Genomic DNA, 26,752 nt, shown 5'->3' with positions numbered 1-26,752 from the left:
GTATGCTACCTCTGTACAATTATCAAAGCTTTTGCTGTTCTAAGTACCAAGACAAAATTAAATATAAAATAAAAACTCTTATTTCTATTTTGTTGCACCCGAAGCACCGAAAGCTTCCTTTGTCTTCCTGCGTTTTATAACTATGAATTAGCTCACCTACCTATTTGTTTAAAGATATCGTGGCTAATTCTGGTTGAGCAGATTCTATGGGTGCGCTTAAAGCCTCTTCTAATGAAGCAATTCCTAATTTTTGTTCCAAAATTTCCATAACTTCTCGTCCAAAATCATTAGGATTTTGTTGCCAAGCTTGCAGACAAACTTCTCCAAAAAAAGAACCAAGGGGTTCGGGGTTCCACAACAGTTTTTTGGCTGTCCAAGGCATCAAACTCATCGGATCGTATCCAGGTTTAAGAATTTCATTTTTAAAAGCATATTCTTCTAAATGAGTATGAGGTTGCAAACCAATAAAGAAAATGGCTGGTTCTACTTTATCTGCACCAAAAATCCGTTCTAATTCTCGATGATAAGCTACAGTTTGTCTGATAGTATCGTACGTTTCATCAATGACGTTAAAAGAATAGTTAACCGAAACCAGATCATTAAAACCAGCAGCTTTCAAATCTCGACAATTTTGCAGTACAGTACGCAGATTGTAACCCATCCGCATCTTCCGAACTAATTCTTGCGAACCACTAGTAATCCCTATTTCAAAATAGTTCATGCCAGTTTGAACCATTAAGTCACATAATTCGGGAGAAAGATTATCAGCCCTGATATAAGCAGCCCAGTGAATATCTTTCATACCCGAATCAAGAATTTTTTGTAATAATTCGATAGCATCAGGGATAAACCTACGCGCTGGAATAAACTGAGCATCAGTAAACCAAAAATTGCGGATACCTCGCTCATAAAGCTGACGCATTTCTTTAACTACTTCATCAGCAGGGTTAATTCTAACTTGCTTACCTTCAACTACAGTGTAGACGCAGTAGCAGCAATTATGAGGACAGCCTCGTTTAGTTTGTACTCCTAGATAAAAATCGTTTTCTTGAAGATAATAATCAAATTCTGACCAAATTTTAGCAATATAGTCATAATTACAAGCCGTTTTTTCGATTGCCTCTGGTTGTTCGTGGATTAAGCGTTTTCGTGGTTCTGTTTCTCCCACTACATAACAACGCTCATCACTAAAATCTTCACCGCGCAGAAGTTTGGCTAATAATTGTTCTCCTTCTCCAACCGAAACAATTGTTCCTTGAGGTAATTTTTGCTTTAACTGTTCATAAAAAACACTAACTGCACCACCACCAACTATAGAGCGAGCTTCGGGATGATATTTTCTGGCTCTTTTTAAACCGCGATTAATTAAGCCTAAATTGCGCCAAAGTTCTCCATAATAAGCGGTAGTAACTTTTAATCCTCCTAAAGCTCCTTTTAATCTAGTTAGGGGATTTTTAGCATAGTAAAATTCAAAAGCGTTTTGCAGAGGATTTCCGCCTCTACCTCCCACAGGTGCATAAATTTGAATATCTCGCCATGAAAATACCAACAGGGTTGGTTGAAATTGATCGATACATTGTTCTAAGGCTGGTACAAAATCTAAGGGTGGTACTGTTCCCAAGTCAAAGATTTTTTGTTCTAAGTCGGGAAATAACTTATGCACAAAATCAGCTAGATAAACAACTCCTATGGGAAAAATGGGATTACAAGGCAGACGAACATAGAGAATTTTCTGAGTCATAGGATAAAAATTTTTTTAAAGTTGTTGAGGTTTTTGAACCAACCAGTTCCTTCCCCCAGGAAAAATTAATCATTTTTTTCATATAACTTAACTTTAACTATATTATTAGTTACAATCAACTAGCCAATTTCGCTCAACTGATTTGCTCCTGAGCTAAATTTCATCTCAAAGTAGTCAGGAATAAATGAGCAAATTTAATTTATTAAAACTTATCAAGAGTACGGTTGCTCTCGAACGCAATCTTTAACCTAATCTAGGTTCAAATCTTAAAAAAATCTATAATACCATGAAAGCTGATTTAAGGCACTAAGATAAGCTCTGATTGGTATTCCCTTTTACAGCTAGTGGGGATCGGGAAGTGTTAGCTTATCAAGTGTAATAGCAAACCAATTTTAAATAATCGCTTCAATAACTATGTCTCAAATACTTGATCCGGTACCCAATAATGAAAAGAACACTATTTTGTGCTGCTATGTAAATGCAACTAGTCAAATCCAAGTAGCTCGAATTACTAATATTCCCAACTGGTATTTTGAAAGAGTTGTTTTTCCTGGACAAAGGCTAGTTTTTGAAGCTGTCCGAGATGCTTTATTGGAAATTCATACTGGCATGATGGCTAGTGCTATCTTGTCAGACACGATCCCATGTGAGCGTCTTTGTATTAATGAAGGTCAAGATTCTGAGTCAGAAAAACCAACTCAAACTGAGTCCAAAACAACAGAGAATTCAACTAAGAACGATCGCGTTAATAACAATCATCAACCTACAACAAATCAATTCAAAACTACTGTTAGTGTAGTTTAATTAAACAAAAGATTTTTGCCAACCATTTATATATATTTACAAAAAAAATTGACATTGAGTTGAGCAAATAAATATTTAATCAAGAGCTAACCAAAAAAATCAGAATTTAAGCTTGATTAACAATTCTTCAGTTAACCTCAATTAAACATTTTATCTATTTATTTCTTTGGTGTGATCTTAGTTAGTTCAGCTTAAACTATCTTTTAGTAGAGAGCTTAACTAGGTGTCGGTTTTGAATTTACCTTCTTTTCTTTGGCTGTGGAAAATAGCTGCTTGGTCAATGGGTTTAGCACTCGCAACTTATGGAGTGCTATTTTTTTCGGGTTTAGGAATTTTATCAACTCGAATTAATCGACAAGCGCGTCCTGCTTCCTTAAGAAAGTTTCATATTATTAGTGGGATAGTATTGTGTCTGCTTGTTTTACTGTTACTCGCGATCGGGCTAGTCGGAACGATAGGTTACTATGGTAGTCTGGGTCACTCGCCTCATTTGATTGCAGGTTTAACTGTGGTTATTTTAGTGTTGTTATCGGGTTGGAGTGCTACTCAAATTAGTCCACAAAAATCATGGGCGCGTTTACTTCATGTTGGGATAAATCTTACTTTATTTGTTGGTTTTATTTTTGTTTCTTTAACGGGTTGGCAAGTTGTTCAAAAATATTTGCCCTAAACTAAAAAAGCCTAAAACCAATTAAGAATTGCAGCAAAACCATAACTTAAGCAAAGTCGCAAAAACAAATGATCTGGAGACGAGGAGAAGCAATTCAAGATGGTAAATATGTAATTGAAGAAGTATTGGGTGTGGGAGGATTTGGTATCACTTATCGCGCTCAAGATTGTCATTTAACTAGATTAGTTGCGATTAAAACCGCTAACGATTTAATTTTATCTAAACCCGATTTTGCTCAACATCAAGAAAAATTTATTCAAGAAGCTTTTCGTCTGGCTAAATGTAATCATAATCATATTGTTCAAGTTCATGATGTGTGCCAAGAACAAGGAATTTGGTGCATGGTGATGGAATATCTCACAGGAGGAGATTTAGAAAGCAAAATTATTGAACAAGGTGTTTTGTCAGAAAAAAAAGCTTTACTGTATATCAGGCAGATAGGAGAAGCACTAAGCTATATTCATCAACAAGGGCTTTTACATCGTGATGTTAAACCATCAAATATTATGTTGCGAGACAATGCAGAAGAAGCAGTATTGATTGATTTTGGTTTGGCAAGAGAGTTTATTGATGGCAAAACTTTAACACATACTAATGCTCGGACAGAATCTTTTGCTCCGATAGAACAATATTATCAAAGAGCAAAACGCGGTCCTTATACAGATGTTCATGCTTTAGCTGCTACTTGTTACTTTTTATTAACTGGAGTACAGCCACTACCAGCACAATTTCGCTCTCAAGGTGCTAGTTTAATCCTGCCTAAAAAACATAATCCTCGCCTGAGCGATCAATTAAATGCTGCTATTGTTAAAGGAATGGCATTACAAGCAGAACATCGTCCTCAATCCGTGCAGCAATGGTTGGAGATGATTCCTGATGCTCAACAACTAGAATTAGAAAAAACTTCTTCTAACCCAGAAAATATTTACCAAAGATTAGAAATTTATTTGTCAAAGGGAGAATGGCAACAAGCCGATGAAGAAACTTACGAAATTTTACTCAAAATAGCTAATCGAGTTAAAGAAGGTTGGTTGGATTATAAATCTACTCAAAAGCTTACCTGTGAAACACTGCAAGTTATTGATCTCCTGTGGTTAAAATACAGTGAAGAACGTTTTGGTTTCTCGGTGCAAAGAAGAATTTGGCAGGAACTTGGTGGTAAGATCGATTATAAGACCGAGTGTACTTTGGGAGAACGACTTGGTTGGCGGGTCAGAAATCGTTGGCAAGATTCTAGTCAAATTCAATATACTTTGGCTGCTCCTGAAGGTCATTTACCTTGGGATGGACATTTACCCGATGGAGAATTGAAAGAAATAGGATTAGTCGGAAGTTATGCTCGCTGGTGGTGTTGTTTAATTTTGTCTCGTTGTGCTGAATGTAAAGTTGAAGTAAAAAGTAAAAAGCGCGAAGCGTCCTGAGCGATCGCAAAAAAATCAAAAGTTTATCTGCTATTGGCTGTGGACAAACAATCAATCATTAACGCTCAATCAATATCGAACGGATGTACCTCATAGAAGTGAGAACTGCTATATACAAAAAATTGAAAACGGACTTGAACAGATGAAGGCAACAAAAGATATTCTGGTGATTGGTGGTGGAGTTATCGGTCTGGCGATCGCAGTAGAATTAAAGTTGCGTGGGGCAAGTGTAACTGTGGTAAGTCGAGATTTTGCTCAAGCAGCTTCCCATGCAGCAGCAGGAATGCTCGCACCGATGGCGGAAAAAATTAGTAATCCCCCGATGCTAGATTTATGTCTGAAATCACGTTGGCTTTATCCTGAATGGGTTCGTAAATTAGAAGATTTAACTGGTATTACTACTGGTTATTTACCTTCTGGTATTGTTGCTCCTGTTTTTAATTTACCTCAATCTCCATCAGATTTATGGTTGAATCGAGCTACGCTAGAAATGTATCAACCTGGTTTAGGAACAGCAATAGTTGGGGGTTGGTGGTATCCTGAAGATGGACAAGTCGATAATCGTTGTTTAATGCGATCGCTTTTGCAAGCAGCTGAAATTTTAGGAGTAGAAATTAAGGAAGGAGTAGCAGTTAAAGCAATTGAACAACGACAGGGTAGAGTAACCAGTATTTTTACTTCTGAAGGAGAACTAGAAGCAGAAAAATATGTTTTAGCTACTGGTTCTTGGGCTAGTCAATTATTACCGATTCCTGTCCGCCCAGTCAAAGGACAAATGCTTTCTTTGAGAATGCCCACAGAAGCTAATCTGCATCGGGTATTATTTGGGGAAGGTATTTATTTAGTACCCCGACGAGATGGGCGTTTGATTATTGGGGCAACCGTAGAAGAAGTTGGTTGGAATCCTCATAATACACCTCAAGGAATCCAAAATTTATTAAATAATGCGATTAAATTGTTTCCTGCGGTCGCTAATTGGCAAATTGAAGAGTTTTGGTCAGGTTTTCGCCCAGGTACACCTGATGAACTGCCAATTTTAGGTAGAAGTCCTTGTGAAAATTTATTTTTGGCGACTGGGCATTATCGTAATGGTATTTTACTTGCTCCTGTTACTGCTTCTGTGATCGCCAATTTGATTTTAGAAGGAAAATCCGATCCTCTATTATCTCATTTTAGCTGCGAGCGATTTTTGGCTCAACCTCAGCCCAATTTTAATTCATCCAATGGTTACAAAATGCCTCTAGAAATTCAAACAACTGTTTCTCAACAACTCAGCACACCAACAACTATTAATCAAACTAATCAACTAACTATTGCTGGAAGAACTTTTAATTCTCGTTTGATGACAGGTACGGGTAAATATCCCACGATTGAAACCATGCAACAAAGCGTCATTGCTAGTGGTTGCGAGATTGTCACCGTCGCCGTGAGAAGAGTACAAACCAAAGCACCTGGACACGAAGGATTAGCAGAAGCTTTAGACTGGAATAAAATTTGGATGTTACCTAATACCGCAGGTTGTCAAACTGCCGAAGAAGCAATTCGAGTAGCGCGCTTAGGTAGAGAAATGGCGAAGTTATTAGGGCAAGAAGACAATAATTTCGTTAAATTAGAAGTTATTCCCGATGCTAAATATTTATTACCCGATCCGATTGGAACTTTAGAAGCAGCCGAACAACTAGTTAAAGAAGGTTTTGCCGTTTTACCTTATATTAATGCCGATCCGCTACTTGCTAAACGATTAGAAGAAATAGGTTGTGCCACAGTCATGCCTTTGGGTTCACCCATCGGTTCGGGACAGGGAATTAAAAACGCTGCTAATATTGCCATTATCATTGAAGAAGCCAAAATTCCTGTAGTGGTAGATGCAGGTATTGGTACGCCTAGTGAAGCTGCTTATGCAATGGAATTAGGGGCAGATGCCTTACTCATTAATAGTGCGATCGCAATGGCTCAAGATCCTGTTGCTATGGCGCGGGCAATGGGTTTAGCAACTGAAGCTGGTAGGCTAGCTTATTTATCAGGTAGAATTCCAATCAAACAATATGCTGCTGCTAGTTCTCCTTTAACAGGAACAATTAAATAAGGCAACTTTGTCAACATTAAAAATATTTAGTAGCATCTCCAGGCTAAAATGCTCGATTGATTGTCCCAAGCTTGGGGGTTAAATCAGGTTAGTTTAAACAGTTAAAGGTGATGATTGACGAGGGGGGACTGGGGATAATGAGAAAATTTATTTAAAGTGATGATTAGAACTTGATATTAGAAGGCTAAAATGAATTTTTCATGCCTAACCAATTGATCTCAATGCCCTACTAGAAAAATCTCTAGCCATTAAAGGCAATTCAACACAATTTCAACAAAGATTTATGTCAGCGTAAATAACATACCAAATAACATCTTTTACTATTTTGATATGAGGGTAGTATTCTTAACAAAAATTTTAACTGGTGGTGCTAAGGTAAACAAAGATTGGAGCAATCGGAATGATCACAACAAGAAGCAAGCAGACAGAAGAAGAGATCAGTAAATTACGAGTATTGGTAGTTGATGATGACAGAGATTCAAGGGACTTGTTGTTGTTTTATCTCGAGCAGATTGGTGCAAAAGTGAAATCAGTTGCTAGTGCCAAAGTAGCCGTAGAAGAAATCCAATTTTTTCAACCAGAAATTATTCTAAGTGATATTTTTATGCCCGAAGAAAATGGTTTTTGGTTGATTAATCAGTTAAAAAAGATGGAAAAAACCTCAAATAGACATCTGGCAGCGATCGCTATAACTGCTGCTGCTAAAGCCAAAGACCGCGAAAAAATCTTGTCAGCAGGTTATGATGCTTATCTTTCTAAGCCTTTTCTGTTAGACCATTTAACTGCATTAATCGCTAAAGTAATGCAACAAAATCAGCAAAATCGCCAAAAAACTGCCTAAAAAACGCTAATGAAGAGCAAAATCAAAAATTTTTTCTCAAGTTAATTTTAAATTAAAGTAATTAATTCTGTTCGCTCAATTAGAATAGACTTGATCCAAATCAATTGCTTATACTATAGCTTGACTATTTTTGTGTTTACTTTGCCTAAAAATTGTTTAAGAAATCTGCCCAGATGAATACTCAATTACAACAGAAGTTAAATCTAGCAGCAGAAAAAGGAATGGTTATTCATGATGCTGATGGGAGTATTCAAGCTTGTAATGCTGATGCCGAGAAAATTTTGGGTTATACAGCCGAACAATTGGTGGGCAGTTCTTCGTTTGAACCACCTTGGCAGACAATTCATCAAGATGGTTCTGCTTTTCCGCCCGAAACTCATCCTGCGAGCATTACCTTAACTACCGGTCAACCTTGTACCAATGTAGTGATGGGTTTTTATCAGCCTAATGGGGAATTGATCTGGTTATTATTAGACTCTCAGCCTTTATTGACAGGAAATCAAACTAAGCCCTACGGAGTAATTGTAACTTTTACAGATATTAGCCCACAAAAGCAGTTACAATTCCAGCAGCCTCCTCTCAAAAAAATTTCCTCACCTTCATCTCAAGCATCTTTTCAACGAAGAGTCTTATTAATCGAAGATAGTCAAGAAGACCGACTAGTATACCGCCGTTACCTACAAACAGATTCAATCTGGAACTATTGTTTTTACGAAGCTGAATCAGGAGAAGAAGGATTAGAACTTTATCAGCAGTGTCAACCCGATTTAATTTTGCTCGATTACCTTTTACCCGATATGGATGGGTTGGAATGGTTATCTCGATGGCAACAACAAACCTTTGAGCAACGTCCCCCTGTAATTGTTTTGACTGGACAAGGAGACGAACGAATAGCAGTGGAGTTTCTTCAACAAGGTGCTGCTGATTATTTAGTGAAAAATCAAATCACTATAGATAAATTAAACTTATTTGTTGAGCGAGCCATTGAAGAATCAAAGTTACGCACTCAACACCAGCAGACTGTAATTGAATTACAACAAAATCAACAGTTATTGAAACAGATTACTGAAGCTATTCCTGGCATTATTTATTTAGTCGATACCCTCAAACAAAAAAATCTCTATGTTAATTCCCAAATTTTACCTTTATTAGGTTATTCACCCCAACAACAACTACAAGAAAAAAATTTTGTAGTTCGTATTATGCACCCTGAAGATCTGGCACGCTTACCCTTTCATTTACAAGAGCTTAATCAAGCTCCCATCGGTAAAGTTTGTGAATTTCAATATCGAATGCGCCACAGTAATGGTCAATGGCGATGGTTTTCTAGTCAAGACCGCGTTTTAAGCCGTACTGCGGATGGAAGACTAGCTCAAGTTTTAGGTATTGCCCAAGATATCAGCGACGCCAAACACCGCGAAGCAGAACGCAAACAAATCGAGCTAGATCTGCGTAATAGTGAAGAACGCTTACGTCTGGCTACCGAAGCTTCTAATATGGGGATGTGGTTTTGGGATTTAGTCAATGACCAATTAGAATTGACAACTCGTTGTAAAACTTTATTAGGCATTGCTGGTGATCGTGAAGTAACTTACGAGCTATTTTTAAAAACTTTACATCCAGAAGACCGCGATCGCATTAAAATAGCTGTTGAAGAGTGTATTGAAAAGAAAACTTACTACAACGTAGAGTATCGGGTTGTTTGGTCAGATGGCAGTGTGCATTGGCTAGTTGCTAAAGGAAAATGTTTTTATGACCAACATGGCAAACCTCTGCGCATGATGGGGACTTTACAAAATATTAGCGGACGCAAGCAAATCGAAAAATCTCTGCGAGAATCAAATCGACTGATTACCACTATTCTCGAAAGTATGACCGATGCTTTTTATGCTCTCGACCGCAACTGGAATTTTACTTATGTCAATCAAGAAGCAGCACGAAAACTTAACAAATCGAAAGATGAACTGATAGGCAAAAATATTTGGTCGGAATTTGCTTCTTTGTTTGACACCGAATTGTATTCACAATATCATCGAGCTTTCAATCAGCAGGTTACTACTAGATTTGAATATTATTATTCTGCTTTAGCGAGTTGGTTTGAAATATCTGTCTATCCTTCAAAACAAGCTTTATCAGTATATTTTCGTGATATTAGCGAGCGCAAACTAGCAGAAAAAAAACTGCAAGAAAATCAAAAGATACTCAAATTCGCTCTATCAGGTGCTAAAGCGGGTTTGTGGGACTGGGATATCAAGAGCGAAACCTTAATTTGGTCACAAGAAAATTATGATTTATATGGAATTGACCCCAATCGCCAACCGCTACAATACCAAGATTGGGAAAGTACATTACATCCAGAGGATTTGGAACGTACCAACGCTGAGGTTCAAAAAGTCTTTAACCACGAAAGTTCTGAATTTCGCTCTGAATTTAGGATTTTTCATCCTCAACAGGGAATTCGCTGGTTACTAGGATTAGGTAATGTAACTACCGATGAACAAGGAGAACCAATTAGATTTAGTGGGATTAATATTGATATAAGCGATCGCAAACAGATAGAACAAGAACTTCAACAACAAACTGAAAAACTAATCGAAGCAAATCGAATTAAAGATGAGTTTTTAGCGATTGTTTCCCATGAGCTACGTACTCCACTTAATCCTATCCTGGGTTGGTCACAATTATTAGCAATGGGAAAATTAGATTCTGAGCAAACTGCTAATGGGTTAGAAACCATTCACCGCAACGCCAAGCTACAAGCGCAGTTAATTGAAGACCTCCTTGATGTTTCTCGTATCCTGCGAGGCAAAATTAATCTTGAGAATACTTTAGTAGATTTAGAATTAGTCATTCGATCAGCGATCGCAACTATGCAATTAGCAGCCGAAGCCAAATCAATCAAAATTATTAGTACTTTTGCACCAAATAACGAACCAGTTTTGGGCGATCCAGGTCGTCTTCAACAAATTGTCTGGAATCTTCTTTCCAATGCGATCAAGTTTACACCAGAAGCAGGACAAGTAAGTATTCAATTAACCACAACTAGCACTTATGCCCAAATTCAAGTCCAAGATACTGGCAAAGGCATTGAACCAGACTTTCTTCCTTATGTGTTTGAACTTTTTCGCCAAGCAGAAAGTTCTACAATTCGCAAATTTGGTGGATTGGGATTAGGACTAGCGATTGTTCGTTACCTAACCGAACTTCATGGCGGTACAGTACAAGCTGATAGTTTAGGCGAAGGACAAGGTGCTACTTTTACCGTTAGGATTCCAATTAAAGCAAAGACTAGCAAAACACCTAATACCGTTTCTCAGCCCAATAGTATTCTTAATTTAAAAGGAATTAAAGTTTTAGTAGTCGATGATGAAAAAGATTCACAAGATTTACTTGCTTTTATCCTTCAACAACAGGGTGCTAAAGTCACTAAAGTAGGCTCGGCAAACGACGCACTAATAGCTATTACTAAATCAACTCCAGATTTATTAATTAGTGATATTGGAATGCCAGAAATTGATGGTTATATGTTGATGCGTCAACTGCGTCAGATGCCTCAAGGGAAAGAATTAATTGCGATCGCTTTAACTGCTTACGCAGGAGAATCAGACCGACAACAGGCACTAGCAGCAGGTTATCAAGCACACTTACCTAAACCGATTAACTTGACTGAGTTAATTAAGCTGACTACTCAACTCATGCAACTGAATTGAATTACTCTGACTAGATGTGCTACCTTCTGTGTAGATTACAGATGAATTTTTCAGACCTTTGATAGATGTAATTAAAATAGTCTAACATTCTGAGATTAATTAATCATTTTGCTCAACCAGTAACAAGTTAATCTTGGGTTAAATCTGTCTAATCATTGCTTATTTTTGCTCTTTTTGGGTAGACTTTATTTTAGTAAATTGTTACTCTATCTATAGCCCTTAATTCCACTCGTTAACTCTTACAATTAACTATTGAATTATGGCTAAGGATCAATTTATTTTCTGGTAATCTAGCTAATTGATGTTAGAGCGAGAAAATACCTTTGATAATTTAAGCAATTCAATAACCACTAGTCTTTTTCCGACTAAGTATTCATGGTTTTCTAGGCTATTGCTATTATTCTCATTCATTAAGCCCCGTTCAATCTCATAATTTTGTCATCAAGAAATAGGAGTATTCTCTCACACAAAAAAAATATTCCAAGAGAATTTATTAAATCCATAGAGCTATTATCAGTAATTATTGTAATTTTTTCACAATAACATTACTAGATTTTTGCTGATTAGTTTGTTTAAACAAGCTAACTAAATCCGTGTGACTAAAAGTCTTTGATGACGATTAGTTAACAATCTCTCCTGTCAAAAAATATTTGGTCATTACTAATAGTAAGGAAATGAAAAAATGAGTCAAATTGAAGCAAAGTTTATTGCTACAGATAATTTATTTCATGTTGAAGGTTATGAAAAAATTGAGTACGATTTAGTTTACGTAGATGGCGTATTTAATCCTGAAAATCGGGAATTGGCAGATTGTTACCAGCCGTTTAAACGATGTTTGATGGTAATTGACGCTAAGGTTTATCAACTTTACCAAGAGCAAATCAATGCTTATTTTCAGCATTATCAAATTGAACTAACTGCTTTTCCGATTACAATTACCGAACCTAATAAAAGTCTGCGAACTTTAGAAAAAATTATTGATGTCTTTGCTGAGTTTGGGTTAGTCAGAAAAGAACCAGTTTTAGTAGTTGGCGGTGGTTTAATTACCGATGTCACTGGTTTTGCTTGTGCCTCTTACCGTCGCAGTAGTAACTATATCCGCATCCCTACTACTCTAATTGGTTTGATTGATGCTTCTGTAGCAATTAAAGTTGCAGTTAATCATAAAAAACTGAAAAATCGCCTTGGTGCTTATCACGCTTCCCAAAAAGTAATCCTCGACTTTTCTTTTTTAAAGACTTTACCTACTGCCCAGGTTCGTAATGGGATGGCAGAGTTGGTTAAAATTGCTGTAGTCGCGCATTCACAAGTGTTTGATTGGTTAGAAGAGTATGGAGAAGAGTTACTCAAAACTCACTTCGGTTACGTTGATGGTTCTTCGCAATTAAAACAAATCGCACATCAGTTAACCTACGAAGCGATCAAAAAAATGTTGGAATTGGAAGTACCCAATCTCCATGAATTAGATTTAGACCGCGTAATTGCCTACGGACATACTTGGAGTCCAACTTTAGAACTTGCTCCCAAAGTACCAATTTATCACGGTCAATCAGTCAATATCGACATGGCACTATCAGCAACTTTAGCAGCACAACGAGGCTATCTTACTCCAGCCGAACGCGATCGCATTCATAAGACAATGAACCGTATTGGTTTGGCGTTAGACCATCCTTTACTAGAAATTGATTTATTGTGGCGCGCTAGCGAGTCAATTTCACTCACTCGTGACGGTAAACTGAGAGCAGCAGTACCCCGTCCTATCGGTACTTGTTATTTTATCAATGATTTGACTAAAGAAGAACTCGAAGAAGCTTTAGCCGAACACAAACGTCTTTGTGCTGATTATCCCGATGCAGGTTTAGGAACAGACGTATATATGCAATTAGAAACAGAACCAGAATTAGTAGAGGTATAGTAATGGTTAGTGCAGTAGAAAACAAAAAAACTGCCAGACCAGTTACTCCTCTAGGAATTCTCGTCCAGCAGCTAGAAACTATCCTTAAGCAGGCGGAAAATGAGCAGGTATCCGCCCAACTTAAAGTATCCTTAAAGCAAGCATATCATTTGGCAGCAGGTATCGACCCCTATCTAGAAGAGTGCAGCAGTTCTGAATCGGAAGCACTGGCAAATCTGGCACAAAAAACCCAAGCCGAAGACTGGAGTAAGCGGTTTGATGACGGAGAAACTGTGCGCGCCCTGGAACAGGAAATGCTATCAGGACATATTGAAGGGCAATTTCTCAAGATGTTGATCGCTTTAACTGGGGCAAAACGCATTTTAGAAGTAGGAATGTTTACTGGTTACTCTGCTTTAGCAATGGCAGAAACTATCCCTGAGGATGGTTACGTGATTGCTTGTGAAGTAGATGAGTATGTAGCTAAATTTGCCCAAGATTGTTTTGCCGTTTCTCCTCATGGGAAAAAAATTGAAGTTAGAGTTGCCCCCGCTTTAGAAACGATGCAGCAGTTAGCCCAAGCAGAGGAAGCTTTCGATCTGGTATTCATCGATGCAGATAAGCAAGAGTATATTGATTACTTCAATCTTTTATTAGATAGTAATTTGTTAACTTCCAAGGGTTTTATCTGTATAGATAATACTTTGTTGCAAGGACAACCCTATCTGCCGAAAGAACAACGTTCCGCTAATGGAGAAGCGATCGCACGATTTAATCGTTTTGTCGCTGAAGATGAGCGTGTCGAACAGGTTTTAATTCCCCTGCGTGACGGCATAACCATCATTAAACGGAAATAATTTGTTGGGGCGAACAGTAAAACACTTTAGTTGGATGGGTTTCTCGACTTGAGAAAAGTGTCGAACCAGAAGGGTTGTTCGCCCCAATCGTAAATATCGATTAAAAATTTGGTTACATGACACAAATATTTTTTGTTTCAGGACGAGGTTCGGCAGTATTACAGAATCTCGGTACTCTGGTCTTACTATTGTTTTTATTGCCTTTTAATTTAATAGCAGTAGCATTTTCCGCAGTTATAAATATTTTTAGTGGTAGTAAACAGCGATTAACCAAAACCGACGTACCAAAACGCATCTTGATCACTGGGGCGAAAATGACCAAGGCATTGCAGTTAGCAAGGTCATTTCATCAGAGAGGACACGAAGTATATTTAGTTGAAACTCACAAATATTGGTTATCGGGTCATCGTTTTTCCCGCGCTGTCAAAGGATTTTTTACCGTACCCACACCAGAAAAAGAACCTGATGCTTATTGTCAGAGATTATTAGAAATTGTTCAACAGAAGAATATTGACGTATTTATTCCTGTTTCTAGTCCAATTGCTAGTTATTATGATTCGTTGGCAAAAAAAATACTCGAACCAGATTGCGAAGCGATTCATTTCGATCCAGAAATCACCGCCATGCTGGATGATAAGTATGCCTTTTGTACCAAAGCTAAGGAATTGGGTTTATCTGCACCGAAAGTCTTCTGCTTTACCAGTCCACAACAGGTAATCGATTTTGATTTTGAGTCCGATGGTAGTCAGTACATTGTTAAAAGTATTCCTTATGATTCGGTACGCCGTCTCGATCTAACCAAATTACCCTTTGAAGGAATGGAAAGTTACCTCCGTAGCTTACCAATTAGTTCAGAAAAACCTTGGGTAATGCAAGAATTTATTCGCGGACAGGAATACTGTTTTCATGCCACAGTAAGGAAAGGTAAAATCAGACTACATTGCTGTTCTCAATCTTCTCCTTTTCAAGTCAACTACGAACAAGTAGATAATCCTGCAATTTATCAATGGGTAGAAAAATTTGTCAGGGAACTAAATTTAACAGGACAAATTTGTTTTGATATGATTCAAACCCCTGACGGTACAGTTTATCCGATTGAATGTAATCCTCGTTTGCATTCGGCTATTACCATGTTTCACGATCATCCAGGGGTAGCAGATGCCTACTTATTAGATGGAGAACAAGCTATTACACCCTTACCAGATAGTAAGCCGACTTACTGGACTTATCACGAACTCTGGCGATTATTACAAGTGCGATCGCTTTCGGAATTACAAGCTTGGTGGCATAAAGTTAGCCGAGGTACGGATGCGATTTTACAAGGGGACGATCCACTTCCTTTTCTGATGCTACACAACTGGCAAATTCCTTTGTTATTGTTAGATAATCTCCGTCGTCTCAAAGGTTGGATCAGAATTGATTTCAATATCGGTAAGTTGGTCGAATTAGAAGGAGATTGAATCAGTTACCAGTTATCAGTTATCAGTTATCAATAGGGAGCAAGGCACTGCCTTGCCCGTACACCAGTAGAGACGTTGCTTCGCACCCTTCGGGAACATGGAACGTCTAGATGTACCATTTTATTTGGTTTGGGTTGCTGGTTTCTCTAGCACAATGGTATCGATCAGTGGTACGGCATTAAATCCTTCTTGTAATAAAGAAGATTGAATTTGAGCAGTAATGCGCTCGCGAATTTCTGAGGCAGATAAATTAACACCCGTATGAGGTTGCACATAAATTACACCAAGCAAAGTATTTTGATCTTTAATATTGGAACGAGTAAAGCGCACATTAGCCTCTACCAATTGTACTAAAGAACTCTGCTTCAGTACTTGTTGAATGGTTTCTGTAGCACGCTGGGCGCGACTGGAACGTTGAAATTCAGGAGGGTTGGACAATTGCCAACCGAGTAACCCAGCCAAAACAATTCCTGTCAAACTCAAACCAATCGGAAAAATCCAAGCTTTACCGCGATTGTATCTTGCACCTTTTGCCGATAAACCATACAGTCGAAATACAGTGGCAGCAGTTAAATTAATCCCAACTAACTGTAGCAATAACAAAAATATGCCACTGACAACCATATCCCAGCGATTAATAGCTAAAGACATCCCAATAATTCCTGCTGGCGGTGCTAAAGAAGCAGCTACTAACATCCCCGTCGCAGCACCAGAAACCAAACTACTTCTTTCTGATTGAAACAAATTTAATGCACCTGCTGCACCTGCTACCAAGGGAAGCAAAACAGCGACTACAGAAATCTGGCTATTTTGCACCATGAGATTGCTGGCTGCCTTTTGTTGAAAAATTAAACTAAGTAAAGCTGCGACAACAATAGTTAAGCCTAAAGCTGAAAAATAGCGAATTAAACTGCGTTTTAATAAATTTTGATCGCCTCTAGCTGTTGCGATCGCAGTATTCATCGCTGGTCCAGCAAAAGGAGCAATTAACATGGCTGCGACTAATAAATAATTAGTATTAGTAAATAAACCAATCCAAACTACTACCCCTGCTAATGCTGCATAAGCCAAGAAACTGCGCCAAGAACCAACACTTTGTAAACCTGCTAAAAAAACTTCAATCGGACTGCGATCGCTAACTTCTGTAACTTGCTGAGGAGCTTGGTCTGACGGAGGTTTCAGAGTGATAACTCCGCGAGGAATTAAAGTTAATTTTAGTTGAGGAATTGATTCTAACTGAGCTAAACAATCTTCAAGCTTGCGATTGGCAAGATGCACTATTACTGTATCTACTACTTCCCCATCGCTAATTGCTTCAAACAGTAATAAGTTTGCTCCCTCATGATTTTTGGCTATCTCTATAACTTTTTTGCCTTCTCCTGAAGGAACTTGAATAAGTAGTTGACGCAATGACTATTTATTTCCTCGCTGCTAGTTTGCTACTAATAATTTGATCCTAGTACAGAGATTCAGTTACCAGTAGAGACGTAACATGTTACGTCTCTACAGTTACCAGTTACTAATTACTAATTACTAATTACTAATTACTAATTATGAGGGATGAAAATCAACAATTAACCATTGACCATCAACAGTTATCAGTTAATCGTTACTTGCGTTCTTTCTAATTTCCCTATTGCTGCTTCATCCAAGCGACGCATTGTTTCATTTGAGCGTGAACTGTTTCGCGATCGCTATGATAGCGACGACCATGCCCTGGTAAAATCCATTCAAAGGAATAATTGGTGAGTTTTTCCATTGATTTGATTTGTTCTGACCAAGAATACCAGCAATAACGATGAAAAGCAGCCAGATGATTAAGACGAGGTGACCAAGCTAAATGATCTCCTGTAAACAAAAATTTATTGCGGTAAAGTAGGACAGTATGCCCTTTAGAATGACCAGGAACAGGAATAATTAAGATATCAGGGGCAAATTCAATTGTTTCAAGTCCAGCAATTTTAATTTCTACGTTTTTAGTGTCAGAAGTAAAATCGTCTTGATGTAGAATACGCTCACAACCAAAATGATTGTGAAATTTGTGATGATCGGCAACGTCATCTTGATGAGTTAGATACATATATCTTACTCCTCCCATTGCTTCTAACTTTTTGACTAAAGGTGGAGCAAAACGAGGAGAGTCAATTAAAATGTTACCTTCTGGTCTTTGAATTAAATAACTAGCTGCACCATAAGAAGCTTCAGAATGATAGCCACAATAATAAACATTGTCTTCAATCAGGCTAGGTAAACTTTCCTGTACGCTTTTAATATCTTGAGGTTTTTCTACTGTACCAATTGAACTGGTGGGACAAGAAAGCAGGGCTTGCATAGCTTTTAATCTTTCTTCTACCCGATTCGGTTGATGATATACTGCCGATTGTTCTCCTTGGCGATTAAATACTTCTGGTGCTAACCAACGACAGGTATCACAGTCAATACAAGTAGCATCAACGTAAAAATCACCGTCGATATTTTCCGCTCGCCTTTGTTTTAAAGTAGCCATAATTATTTATCTGTTAATTTATTCATAGTCATTATGAGTTTATTTTAACGATAATTTATGGCATACAGTTTGCTGTAGCAAAAATTCCGATGCACTTTTTTACTAGCGCAAAAATTAGATATTTAAGTACTTCAGCAAATTTATTTGTATATTTTTCTTTGCTGCTTTTCTCCTCAAGCTTTTGAGTCCTAAAGTACACAATTAATTTTGCCTAGATATTTATTACTTAAGCTGCCTTAATTGAGGTAATAACTGATTCATAGCTCTACCGCGATGACTAATTCTTTGCTTAACTTCTGGGGGCATTTGGGCAAAAGTTTGTTGCATCTGAGGTACATAAAAAATCGGATCATAACCAAAGCCTCCCTTTCCACAAGGAGCATCAAGAATTTCTCCTGGACAAATACCTTCAGCTTGTAAAGCAATCACACCATCAGGGCCAGCGATCGCAATTGCACAAATAAACTGAGCTTTTCGATTTTGTTGCTCTCCCAATTCGGTTAATAATCTAGCAATTCTATCTTGATCACTTTTACCATAACGAGCAGAATACAATCCAGGCGCACCACCCAACGCATCAACTGCCAATCCCGAATCATCTGCGATCGCCCACTCTCCCACTGCTTGAGCTACTTGAGATGCTTTGAGACAGGCATTTTCAATAAAAGTAGTTCCCGTTTCTTCAATTTCTAATTCGGCTGGTTTTAGTTCTAATTGCCAATCTAAACCTACAAGATATTCTTGAATTTCGTTTAATTTCCCAGGATTACCTGTCGCTACGATTAATTTTTTCATTAATTAAGACTAATCATTGCCCACAGATTAAATTAAACTACTATCGCTACGTGGAAGTCAAAGTTTGTAGGGGCAATTTAGAAATTACCCCAAAGATTAGATGTTGTGTAAATTAACTCAGATTAAACAGAATTTGCCCAATCTCTTGCCCAATCTAAGGTTTTTTTAACTTCTATCATGGTAGGAGCTTGACAATAAAGACGTAAAACTGGTTCAGTACCACTAAAACGAATCAACAACCAACTATCATCTGCCAATCTATATTTATAACCATCAACATCCAAACAATCAACAACTGATTTACCAGCTATTTCTTGAAGAGGTTCGTTTTGTAATCGTTCCACTAATTTCGCTCTGACTTCCATACTAGCTAGAGGCAAATCAATGCGGTCGTAAGTTGCCGTAAAATTAGTTTTCTGCTCTAATTGTCCGTAAATATCACTTAAATCTCGTCCTGATTCTACTACAGCTTCTAACACATAAAGTGCAGATAATAAAGCATCGCGTTCGGGGATGTGAGTACCGTAACCAATTCCTCCCGATTCTTCCCCACCAACCAAAACTTCTGTCGATAACATCCGATCCGCAATGTATTTATAACCAATCGGAGTTTCGTAAACCGACAAATTATAAAGCTTGGCAAGACGAGGAATTAAATCCGAACCACTAACAGTTTTAACAATTTCCCCAGTAAAACCCTTTTTCTGTGACAAATGTTCGATCAAAATAGGAATTAAAACTTGAGAACTTAAGAAATTACCTTGACCATCTACGGCTGCAATGCGATCGCTATCCCCATCAAAAACTAACCCAACTCTAATACTATCAGGATATTGGTGAGCAGCTTCCTTAATAGTCCGAAACAAATCGGGCAAATACTTAGGTAAAGGTTCAGGTGCGCCACCGCCAAATAATGGATCGCGTGCGCTATTAATTTCTTCAATTGAACAATCTAGCAACCTTTCCAAACCCGTTGCAGCAGCACCATGCATGACATCGGCATAAACCCGAACTTTTCCAGAAGCGATCGCAGCTTTAATTGTTTTAATATCAACTTTAGTTTTTAAACCTTGACAATAACTTACCCAAGGGTCGAATAATTCTAATTTTCCAGGTTTTTCTGCATCAGGCAAAGGTTGACCCAAAATTGCTTCAATTTGCTGGGTAATTTCTGGCGAAACCGAACCCCCAAAAGCTCCTTTTACCTTCAACCCCAAATAAGCAGCCGGATTATGAGAAGCAGTCATCACAATTGCACCCAGAGCATTTTGAACTTTAGCTGCCCAACTAAAGGCAGGAGTAGGAGCATAAGACTGAGATAATAATACGTCAAAACCTGCTGCTTGAATAGCTTCGGCTGCAACTTTAGCAAAATCCTCTGCCAAAAAACGGCGATCATAACCAACAATTACTGTACGACTTCCCGTAGCACCACCATAATTGTCTGCTAAAACCTTAGCTGCCAAAGGAGCAAGCATTGCTACTCGCTCAAAAGTAAAGTCCGCAGCAATTACACCCCGCCAACCATCCGTACCAAATTTAATTGGATTGATCGTAAAAGCCATAAAACCAAGATTAATAACTTAAATAACTTCTTCCAGATTAGCTTTTAAATGACGGTTTGAGAACCTAAAGCTCTAAGAATTTTCAGCACTTTAACCTACTCAAACTCATCTTTTCTTCTATCTTGGTTAATTATTTTGCCAAGGCTAAATAATCTCACTAGAATCAGACTCTAAATTTAAAAGTAAATCTTTTAATTTCATTCGTTCTATATATGGCCAACCACCTTGTTCCTCAATATCTTTAACCAAATGATATAACTGATTTCGACTATTGGGTAAAGCTGGTTCAAACATTTCTGTTCTAATCTGACGATGAATTAATTCTAAAGTCCGTAATAGAGATAATAAAAATAGCAAATCTTCTTGATTAGTTTCGGCTAAACTCGTAACTACAGTAGTAATTTCCTGAAGTTTTTGTTCTAAATCTGTGGAAAGTGAATTTTGTTGGCTACTCATTAATCATCGACAAGGCTAATTTGATCTTTGTTTTTGTAGTGATTAAAGCTATCATAAGTCGATTTTTGTCTAGTTGTGCAGAAAGTCACAAGCTCTATATCAAAGAATTTTTTCAATTGGATCTCTAATGATTGAACTATGGGTAGTGTCTATTTGGTAGAGTAGATACCATCCAGACTAACTAAACTTGTCTAAATTACATATTTTTACTGACATTCGCGCTCGATGTTAAATCTAAAATTGACAAAATGAGGTTGACCATGAGGTATCGTGCATTAATTGCTGCCTTTTTAGCATTGTGCTTAGGGGTGTTGACAGCTTGTAGTGAAAATCCAAAAAATATCAGTAGAGATCAATTAACTTATGATGATATTCTCAATACTGGGATAGCTAATACCTGTCTTGATATTCCAGAAACTAGTCGCGGTTCTATTTCTTTAGATTCGAGTAAATCATACACAATCACAGATTTGTGTATCGAACCAAAAGAGTTTTTTGTCAAAGAAGAACCCGCTAACAAACGCCAAGAAGCTGAATTTATCCAAGGTAAAAAACTGACCAGATATACTTCTAGTCTCGATCAAATTAGTGGAGACATCATCTTAAATGAAGACGGTAGTCTTACTTTTAAGGAAAAAGATGGAATTGATTTCCAGGCAATTACTGTTTTATTACCTGGAGGTAAAGAAGTACCTTTTCTGTTTACCATTAAAAATTTGATTGCTAAAACTCAACCTAACTTAAATTCAATCAATGCTTCTACTGATTTTTCTGGAGAATTTAAAGTTCCTTCCTATCGTGGACAAGTATTTCTCGATCCTAAAGGTCGTAGTCTTGCCAGTGGTTACGATAATGCGGTAGCATTACCAGCCAGAGCAGATGATGAAGATTTTACTCGTGCCAATGTTAAAGAATTTGTTTCAAGGAAAGGCAAAATTGCTTTAAATGTTACCAAAGTTGATAGCAGCACAGGGGAAATTGCTGGAGTGTTTGTAAGTGAACAAACTTCTGCTACAGATTTAGGTGCTGAAGAACCAGAAGAAGTTAAAGTTCGTGGCACATTCTATGGTCGAGTTCAACCAGCAGCATAACAAATTTGGTTACAGTTTTTTGAAGAAACACATAATTAGCAAATAAAAATTGGGGCAGTTAGCCCCCTTTTTTTTCAATAATTTTATTTTAAATTTAAATATTCGGTATTTTTACACAACTTTTAAAAGTTAATCAGTAAAATCTCCATTTAATTCACTGGAATTTTATAAAAAAAATGACGTGAAAATGCTGTTGTCTCTAACTTAAAGCAAAGAATATGCTTGGTTTAGTTAAAGGTAGAAATTGATATTTATTGATTGCCAATATTTCCCAATTGATTAATTGTTGATTTCCTTTTAACTTATCAAGTTTAAAAAGTATTTTGCTTTCAATTTAGGGATAATGACAATGTCAGTTTGTATTAATAATAATATTAAAATTGATAGCTTACTTTTATTACAGGAATATCAAATTAATAAAAGCACTAAATTACGTAACCAAATCATGGAATTAAATATTGGTTTGGTTAAAAAAGAGGTAAATCATTGGCTCAATCAATGCAATGAAACTTATGAAGACTTATTACAAGTCGGTTGTATTGGTTTAATTAGAGCAATTGAACGTTTCGATCTTGAAAAAGGTAATGCTTTTAGTTCTTTTGCTATTCCTTATATTAGAGGTGAAATTCAACACTATCTCCGAGATAAAAGTTCTACTCTCCGCATTCCTAGACGTTGGGTAGAATTAAGACAACAATCAATTAATTTTATTCAAAGTTTTCGTACTCAATTTAATCGTCAACCTTTAGATTCAGAAATCGCGCAGTTTTTAGAAATTTCTTTAAAAGAGTGGCACGATATTAAATTAGCTCATCAAAATAGAAATCCATTAAGTTTAGACGTTTCTGTTAATCATGATAATGACAGTCAAACCCTTTTATCAGATTTAGTTCCCGATCCTAAATACCGTAGTTTTCAATTAGCCCATGAGGATCGTTTTCGTTTACAACAAGCTTTATCTCAATTGGAAGACCGCACTAGAAATGTAGTAGAATTTGTTTTTTTACACGATTTAACTCAAAAAGAGACTGCCCAATTATTAGGAATTAGTGTGGTTACCGTTTCTCGTCAGATGAAAAAAGGTTTGAAAATCCTCAAAAAATCGATGAAGCAAGAAAATTGTGCTTAAGCTTAATCTTTAATTAATATTATCAAATATTTTTGTTGTTAGGATAATAAATTAAACTTAAATCAGTTTTACTTTTACGAACAGAAATTTTTTTTAAGGCAATTAAGTTTTTGAGACAAATTTGTAACATAGAAACGGGACGATTTAAAGATTTGCTTAATGCTTGAATTGTAATACCATCTTGGTAAATTTGAATTGTTTCTAAAATTTGCTGAGTAGTATTTTTCCCTGAAATAGCATTAATAATTTTGATTTTCGTCACCGTAAATTTTCCCCTGTCTACAACTAAATCTTCGGCGTTTTAACGTTAAATTTTTTTATAAATTAAGTAACTGTAATTGACTTATAAAAACTTTTAGCTAATTAAAAAACGCCGATTTTTTTTTGCTAGACCAACATCAATTTAAAAAGTTCCCAAGTAATTTAAATTACAATTGCCAAAATATTGATAATTTTTATATAAATATGTAAATCTGATTATGGAGGAGTAATAGCGATCAACTAGGAAAATTGAGCATGGACAACCAATTAAATGACAATTCTCAATCATCTTCGTTTGATTGTCAGATGATGCAACGCTGCCTACAATTGGCAAGTCGTGCTAGCGGACATACTTCTCCTAATCCTCTAGTCGGGTCTGTAGTTGTCCAAGCAGGTAATATAGTGGGAGAAGGTTTTCATCCTGGTGCAGGAAAACCTCACGCAGAGGTATTTGCTCTTCAAGCAGCAGGAGAACAAGCAAAAGGAGCGACTATTTATGTTAACCTTGAACCGTGCAATCATTATGGACGGACTCCTCCCTGTACAGAAGCTTTGATTGCAGCACAAGTAGCTAAAGTTGTTGTCGGAATGGTAGATCCGAACCCTTTGGTATCAGGAAAAGGAATTGAACGTTTACGCGATCGCGGTATTGAAGTTATTGTGGGAGTAGAAGAAGAAGCTTGTCGTCAACTTAATGAAGCTTTTATCCATCGCATTCTTCATCAACGTCCTTTTGGTATTCTTAAATATGCTATGACTTTAGATGGCAAGATTGCTACTTCCACAGGACATAGTGCTTGGGTAACTACTCCTGCTTCTCGTCATTTGGTTCATCAGTTAAGAAGTGCTTGTGATGCAATAATTATTGGTGGTAATACCGTACGTCGAGATAACCCCCAGTTGACTACTCATGGTACAAGCGATCGCAATCCTTTACGAGTGGTGATGAGTCGTAATTTAGATTTACCAGAAGATTGTCAGCTTTGGCATATCGATCAAGCAGCTACGATAGTATTTACCGAAACAAATAATAATTCTCAGTTAAGAAATCAGTTAGAGGCGAAAGGAGTAGAAGTAGTTAGTTTAACTGCATTAACTCCTCAATCAGTGATGAAACATTTATACGATAGAGAATTATCTTCTATTTTATGGGAATGCGGAGGAATATTAGCTGCTCAAGCGATCGCTGATGGTGCTGTACAAAAAATTATGGCATTTATCGCACCAAAAATCATTGGGGGTCAAGCTGCACCTTCCCCAGTCGGAAATCTTGGTTTAATTAAAATGACTGATGCTTTAAAACTGGAAAATATTAAGTTACAAACTATTGATTCGGATATTTTAATTGAGGGATATTTAAACATTGAAAAGTAAGAGCGATTCAGGAATTGTCTCTACTAAAGAATACAATCTTAAATTGTTACGGTTATCACTACATCAATTCTCTTAATTATCAACAAATATGTATCTACAATAAAAAAAGATTGATCGATAATTTTTGCGCAAAAGTCAATGTAATTTGACTTAATAAAAATAAATTAGAGTTTAGTTAATCAATCTAGTTTGTAAGAGAAAATTTCAAAATACAATTTTTCTCTCGAATTAATTTTAGATTAGGAAAATCATGGATAAACATCTCGAACAACTTAGCTTAGAGCAAGAATTTAGTCATAAACTTTTTGCTGATGCAGTTCAAAACTTATCTCATCAAGAAGCACAAGAATTATCAATTCAACTTCATAAGCAAATGCTTTACAAAGATAATCTTTATAAGGTTTTACTTTTGGAGCAAGGTAAAGATTTGGTAGATGCTTTGTTTAGTGAAAATAATAATTAAATTAATATTTCTGTAATTTAATAATCATATTTATAGCACTGTTTAGCAATTTAATCCTTGTGGCAGTGCTATTATTATTTTTTCCTGACTAAAATAAATTTTTTTGACAACTTCGGTTTAAAATCACTTCTTTCTTTGTTTAAAATCACTGTTTTTTTCTAGATTCAAGCAAAATTAGTAGTTAGATAAAAATTTATCCAACTAAAATGGTAACTAAGAAAGAACATAAAAAATTAAACCGAAAAATAAGTCAGAAAAACTCAATCTCTATTCAAAATTATTTTATTGTTTGCACAATTATTTTATCTATTTATTTGACCTGGAAACAACAGCAAAGAACAAATATTTCTTGGAGTGACAATTATTCAATTACATTTAATAGTCATCAAAATTCTATTACCCAAATAAATCCTAAGCCGACAGAAATTGGTTCTCAATTTATTGCTAAAAATTATAATTACACAAATTTAGATCGTCAGGCAGCTAATCTTAACTATCAGGGAAAATCTATTTCAGAATTAGCTTCTTTGCTATCACAATATGTAACCACCGATTTAGAAAAGGCTAGAATTATTTATGCTTGGGTCGGCTATCATATTGCTTATGATGCTAAAGGTTTTTTAAGTGGACAATATCCTAGTGGCAATCCAGAAGTAGTATTAATAAATCGCCAAGCAGTTTGTTCTGGATATGCGAATCTTTATCATGCTTTGGCAATTGAAATGGGATTAGAAGTTGCTATTATTGAAGGCTATGCTAAAGGCTATGGTTATGCTGTTGGTAATGGTGATCAACCCAATCATGCTTGGAATGCAGTAAAAATAGATGGAGGTTGGTATTTATTAGATGCTACTTGGGGTGCAGGTACACTAACCAATGAGCAGTTTCAACCTAATTTTAACTCCTATTATTTTGCTACTGCACCTAAACAGTTTATTTACGATCATTTTCCGAGTAATTCGGCATGGCAATTATTATCTAAACCTTATAATAAACAAGAATTTGAGCAACTACCAAAAATTTCATCGCAATTTTTTAAATATGGATTAGAAATAATAAGTCATAAAACCAAAATTATTGAAACTAATCGACGTGTGGAAATAGTTTTGAAAGCACCAGAAGATGTGATTCTTTCAGCAACAGTTCAGCAAAACTCAGAAGTTTTACCAGATAATTATCATTTTATTCAAAGAAAAAATGGTTATTTTATAATCAATGTTGCTTTCCCTTCATCAGGCAATTATGAATTGACAGTTTTTGCTAAAAAACAAACTGATCCAGGAATGTATATTAATGCTATTAGTTATCAAATTATTGCTAATAATAATGTAGCTTCATTTCCTTTAAATAATTTTGAGACTTTTCATAAAAACAAGGCTTATCTTTATGAACCGTTGGTTCAAAATTTACCAGTTAATCAGTCAGTATATTTCAAGCTCGATCTACCACAAGCTTTAGATGTCCAAGTAATAGATTTTAATTCCCAAATTTGGACGCCTTTGGAACGTTCTGGTAATTCATTTCAAGGCTTTGCACCAGTTAGTAATGGTAAAGTAAATATTGTGGCTAAATTTTCTAATAATGCACAATATTGGACGGTTTTAGAATATAACTAAATTAAAAACAAA

The 26,752-nt window shown here is 36.5% G+C and carries 21 protein-coding genes; 14 read left to right on the top strand and 7 right to left on the bottom strand.

Annotated features, from left to right (window positions below):
• Positions 1-160: 160 nt before the first annotated feature.
• Positions 161-1,741 (bottom strand): photosystem II high light acclimation radical SAM protein, encoded by a 1,581-nt coding sequence (locus STA7437_RS08035; protein WP_015192882.1) that lies wholly within the window; start codon positions 1,739-1,741, stop codon positions 161-163.
• Positions 1,742-2,155: 414 nt separating this feature from the next.
• Here STA7437_RS08035 and STA7437_RS08030 point away from each other — a divergent pair, with 414 nt between their 5' ends.
• The 9 genes from STA7437_RS08030 (at position 2,156) to STA7437_RS07990 (ending at position 15,484) form a co-directional block, all read left to right on the top strand.
• Entirely contained in the window at positions 2,156-2,545 is a 390-nt protein-coding gene (locus tag STA7437_RS08030; protein ID WP_015192881.1) for a DUF1830 domain-containing protein, read from the top strand.
• A 232-nt stretch (positions 2,546-2,777) separates the two neighbouring features.
• Positions 2,778-3,215: a DUF4079 domain-containing protein gene (locus STA7437_RS08025; RefSeq protein ID WP_041619877.1), complete on the top strand. Its 438-nt coding sequence runs from the start codon at positions 2,778-2,780 to the stop codon at positions 3,213-3,215.
• Positions 3,216-3,283: 68 nt separating this feature from the next.
• A complete protein-coding gene (locus tag STA7437_RS08020; RefSeq protein ID WP_015192879.1) occupies positions 3,284-4,636 on the top strand; it encodes a serine/threonine-protein kinase in 1,353 nt (450 codons plus the stop codon).
• Positions 4,637-4,778: 142 nt separating this feature from the next.
• A complete protein-coding gene (thiO, locus tag STA7437_RS27385) occupies positions 4,779-6,722 on the top strand; it encodes a glycine oxidase ThiO (RefSeq protein WP_015192878.1) in 1,944 nt (647 codons plus the stop codon).
• Positions 6,723-7,122: 400 nt separating this feature from the next.
• The gene (locus STA7437_RS08010) at positions 7,123-7,563 is read left to right on the top strand and encodes a response regulator (RefSeq protein ID WP_015192877.1); all 441 of its coding nucleotides are present in this window, start codon (positions 7,123-7,125) and stop codon (positions 7,561-7,563) included.
• A gap of 173 nt (positions 7,564-7,736) precedes the next feature.
• Positions 7,737-11,273 carry a PAS domain-containing protein gene (locus STA7437_RS24790; RefSeq protein ID WP_015192876.1) on the top strand — a complete coding sequence of 1,179 codons (3,537 nt, stop codon included), beginning with the start codon at positions 7,737-7,739 and terminating at the stop codon, positions 11,271-11,273.
• Positions 11,274-11,955: 682 nt separating this feature from the next.
• Complete coding sequence (locus STA7437_RS08000; RefSeq protein WP_015192875.1) at positions 11,956-13,188, top strand: sedoheptulose 7-phosphate cyclase; 1,233 nt, start codon at positions 11,956-11,958, stop codon at positions 13,186-13,188.
• A 2-nt stretch (positions 13,189-13,190) separates the two neighbouring features.
• Complete coding sequence (locus STA7437_RS07995) at positions 13,191-14,024, top strand: O-methyltransferase (protein WP_015192874.1); 834 nt, start codon at positions 13,191-13,193, stop codon at positions 14,022-14,024.
• A gap of 116 nt (positions 14,025-14,140) precedes the next feature.
• Positions 14,141-15,484 (top strand): ATP-grasp domain-containing protein, encoded by a 1,344-nt coding sequence (locus STA7437_RS07990; RefSeq protein WP_015192873.1) that lies wholly within the window; start codon positions 14,141-14,143, stop codon positions 15,482-15,484.
• A 120-nt stretch (positions 15,485-15,604) separates the two neighbouring features.
• On the opposite strand, the gene STA7437_RS07985 is transcribed toward STA7437_RS07990, so the two are convergent.
• From STA7437_RS07985 to STA7437_RS07965, 5 genes are all read right to left on the bottom strand, one after another.
• Positions 15,605-16,894 (bottom strand): DUF389 domain-containing protein, encoded by a 1,290-nt coding sequence (locus STA7437_RS07985; RefSeq protein WP_015192872.1) that lies wholly within the window; start codon positions 16,892-16,894, stop codon positions 15,605-15,607.
• A gap of 223 nt (positions 16,895-17,117) precedes the next feature.
• Positions 17,118-17,990, bottom strand: a complete 873-nt coding sequence (locus STA7437_RS07980; RefSeq protein ID WP_015192871.1) for an MBL fold metallo-hydrolase — start codon at positions 17,988-17,990, stop codon at positions 17,118-17,120.
• 222 nt (positions 17,991-18,212) lie between these two features.
• A complete protein-coding gene (gene rdgB, locus STA7437_RS07975; protein WP_015192870.1) occupies positions 18,213-18,785 on the bottom strand; it encodes an RdgB/HAM1 family non-canonical purine NTP pyrophosphatase in 573 nt (190 codons plus the stop codon).
• Positions 18,786-18,907: 122 nt separating this feature from the next.
• A complete protein-coding gene (locus STA7437_RS07970) occupies positions 18,908-20,350 on the bottom strand; it encodes a phosphoglucomutase/phosphomannomutase family protein (protein WP_015192869.1) in 1,443 nt (480 codons plus the stop codon).
• A 144-nt stretch (positions 20,351-20,494) separates the two neighbouring features.
• A complete protein-coding gene (locus tag STA7437_RS07965; protein ID WP_015192868.1) occupies positions 20,495-20,806 on the bottom strand; it encodes a hypothetical protein in 312 nt (103 codons plus the stop codon).
• A 260-nt stretch (positions 20,807-21,066) separates the two neighbouring features.
• On the opposite strand from STA7437_RS07965, the gene psbO reads away from it, so the two are divergent.
• Entirely contained in the window at positions 21,067-21,897 is an 831-nt protein-coding gene (psbO, locus tag STA7437_RS07960) for a photosystem II manganese-stabilizing polypeptide (RefSeq protein WP_015192867.1), read from the top strand.
• A 349-nt stretch (positions 21,898-22,246) separates the two neighbouring features.
• Positions 22,247-23,026 (top strand): RNA polymerase sigma factor SigF, encoded by a 780-nt coding sequence (locus STA7437_RS07955; protein WP_015192866.1) that lies wholly within the window; start codon positions 22,247-22,249, stop codon positions 23,024-23,026.
• Positions 23,027-23,048: 22 nt separating this feature from the next.
• On the opposite strand, the gene STA7437_RS07950 is transcribed toward STA7437_RS07955, so the two are convergent.
• Positions 23,049-23,288: a hypothetical protein gene (locus tag STA7437_RS07950; protein ID WP_015192865.1), complete on the bottom strand. Its 240-nt coding sequence runs from the start codon at positions 23,286-23,288 to the stop codon at positions 23,049-23,051.
• Between the two features lie 254 nt (positions 23,289-23,542).
• Between STA7437_RS07950 and ribD the strand changes: the two genes are divergently transcribed.
• The 3 genes from ribD (at position 23,543) to STA7437_RS07935 (ending at position 26,740) form a co-directional block, all read left to right on the top strand.
• Positions 23,543-24,661, top strand: a complete 1,119-nt coding sequence (gene ribD, locus STA7437_RS07945; RefSeq protein WP_015192864.1) for a bifunctional diaminohydroxyphosphoribosylaminopyrimidine deaminase/5-amino-6-(5-phosphoribosylamino)uracil reductase RibD — start codon at positions 23,543-23,545, stop codon at positions 24,659-24,661.
• Positions 24,662-24,911: 250 nt separating this feature from the next.
• Positions 24,912-25,124: an NblA/ycf18 family protein gene (locus tag STA7437_RS07940; protein WP_015192863.1), complete on the top strand. Its 213-nt coding sequence runs from the start codon at positions 24,912-24,914 to the stop codon at positions 25,122-25,124.
• Between the two features lie 314 nt (positions 25,125-25,438).
• Positions 25,439-26,740 carry a transglutaminase domain-containing protein gene (locus STA7437_RS07935; protein WP_171815445.1) on the top strand — a complete coding sequence of 434 codons (1,302 nt, stop codon included), beginning with the start codon at positions 25,439-25,441 and terminating at the stop codon, positions 26,738-26,740.
• Positions 26,741-26,752: the final 12 nt, after the last annotated feature.

This window comes from Stanieria cyanosphaera PCC 7437, assembly GCF_000317575.1.
In the GTDB taxonomy this organism is placed as follows: domain Bacteria; phylum Cyanobacteriota; class Cyanobacteriia; order Cyanobacteriales; family Xenococcaceae; genus Stanieria; species Stanieria cyanosphaera.
The sequence above is the reverse complement of the archived record's forward strand: the minus strand, read 5'-3'. Positions and strand labels throughout refer to the sequence as shown.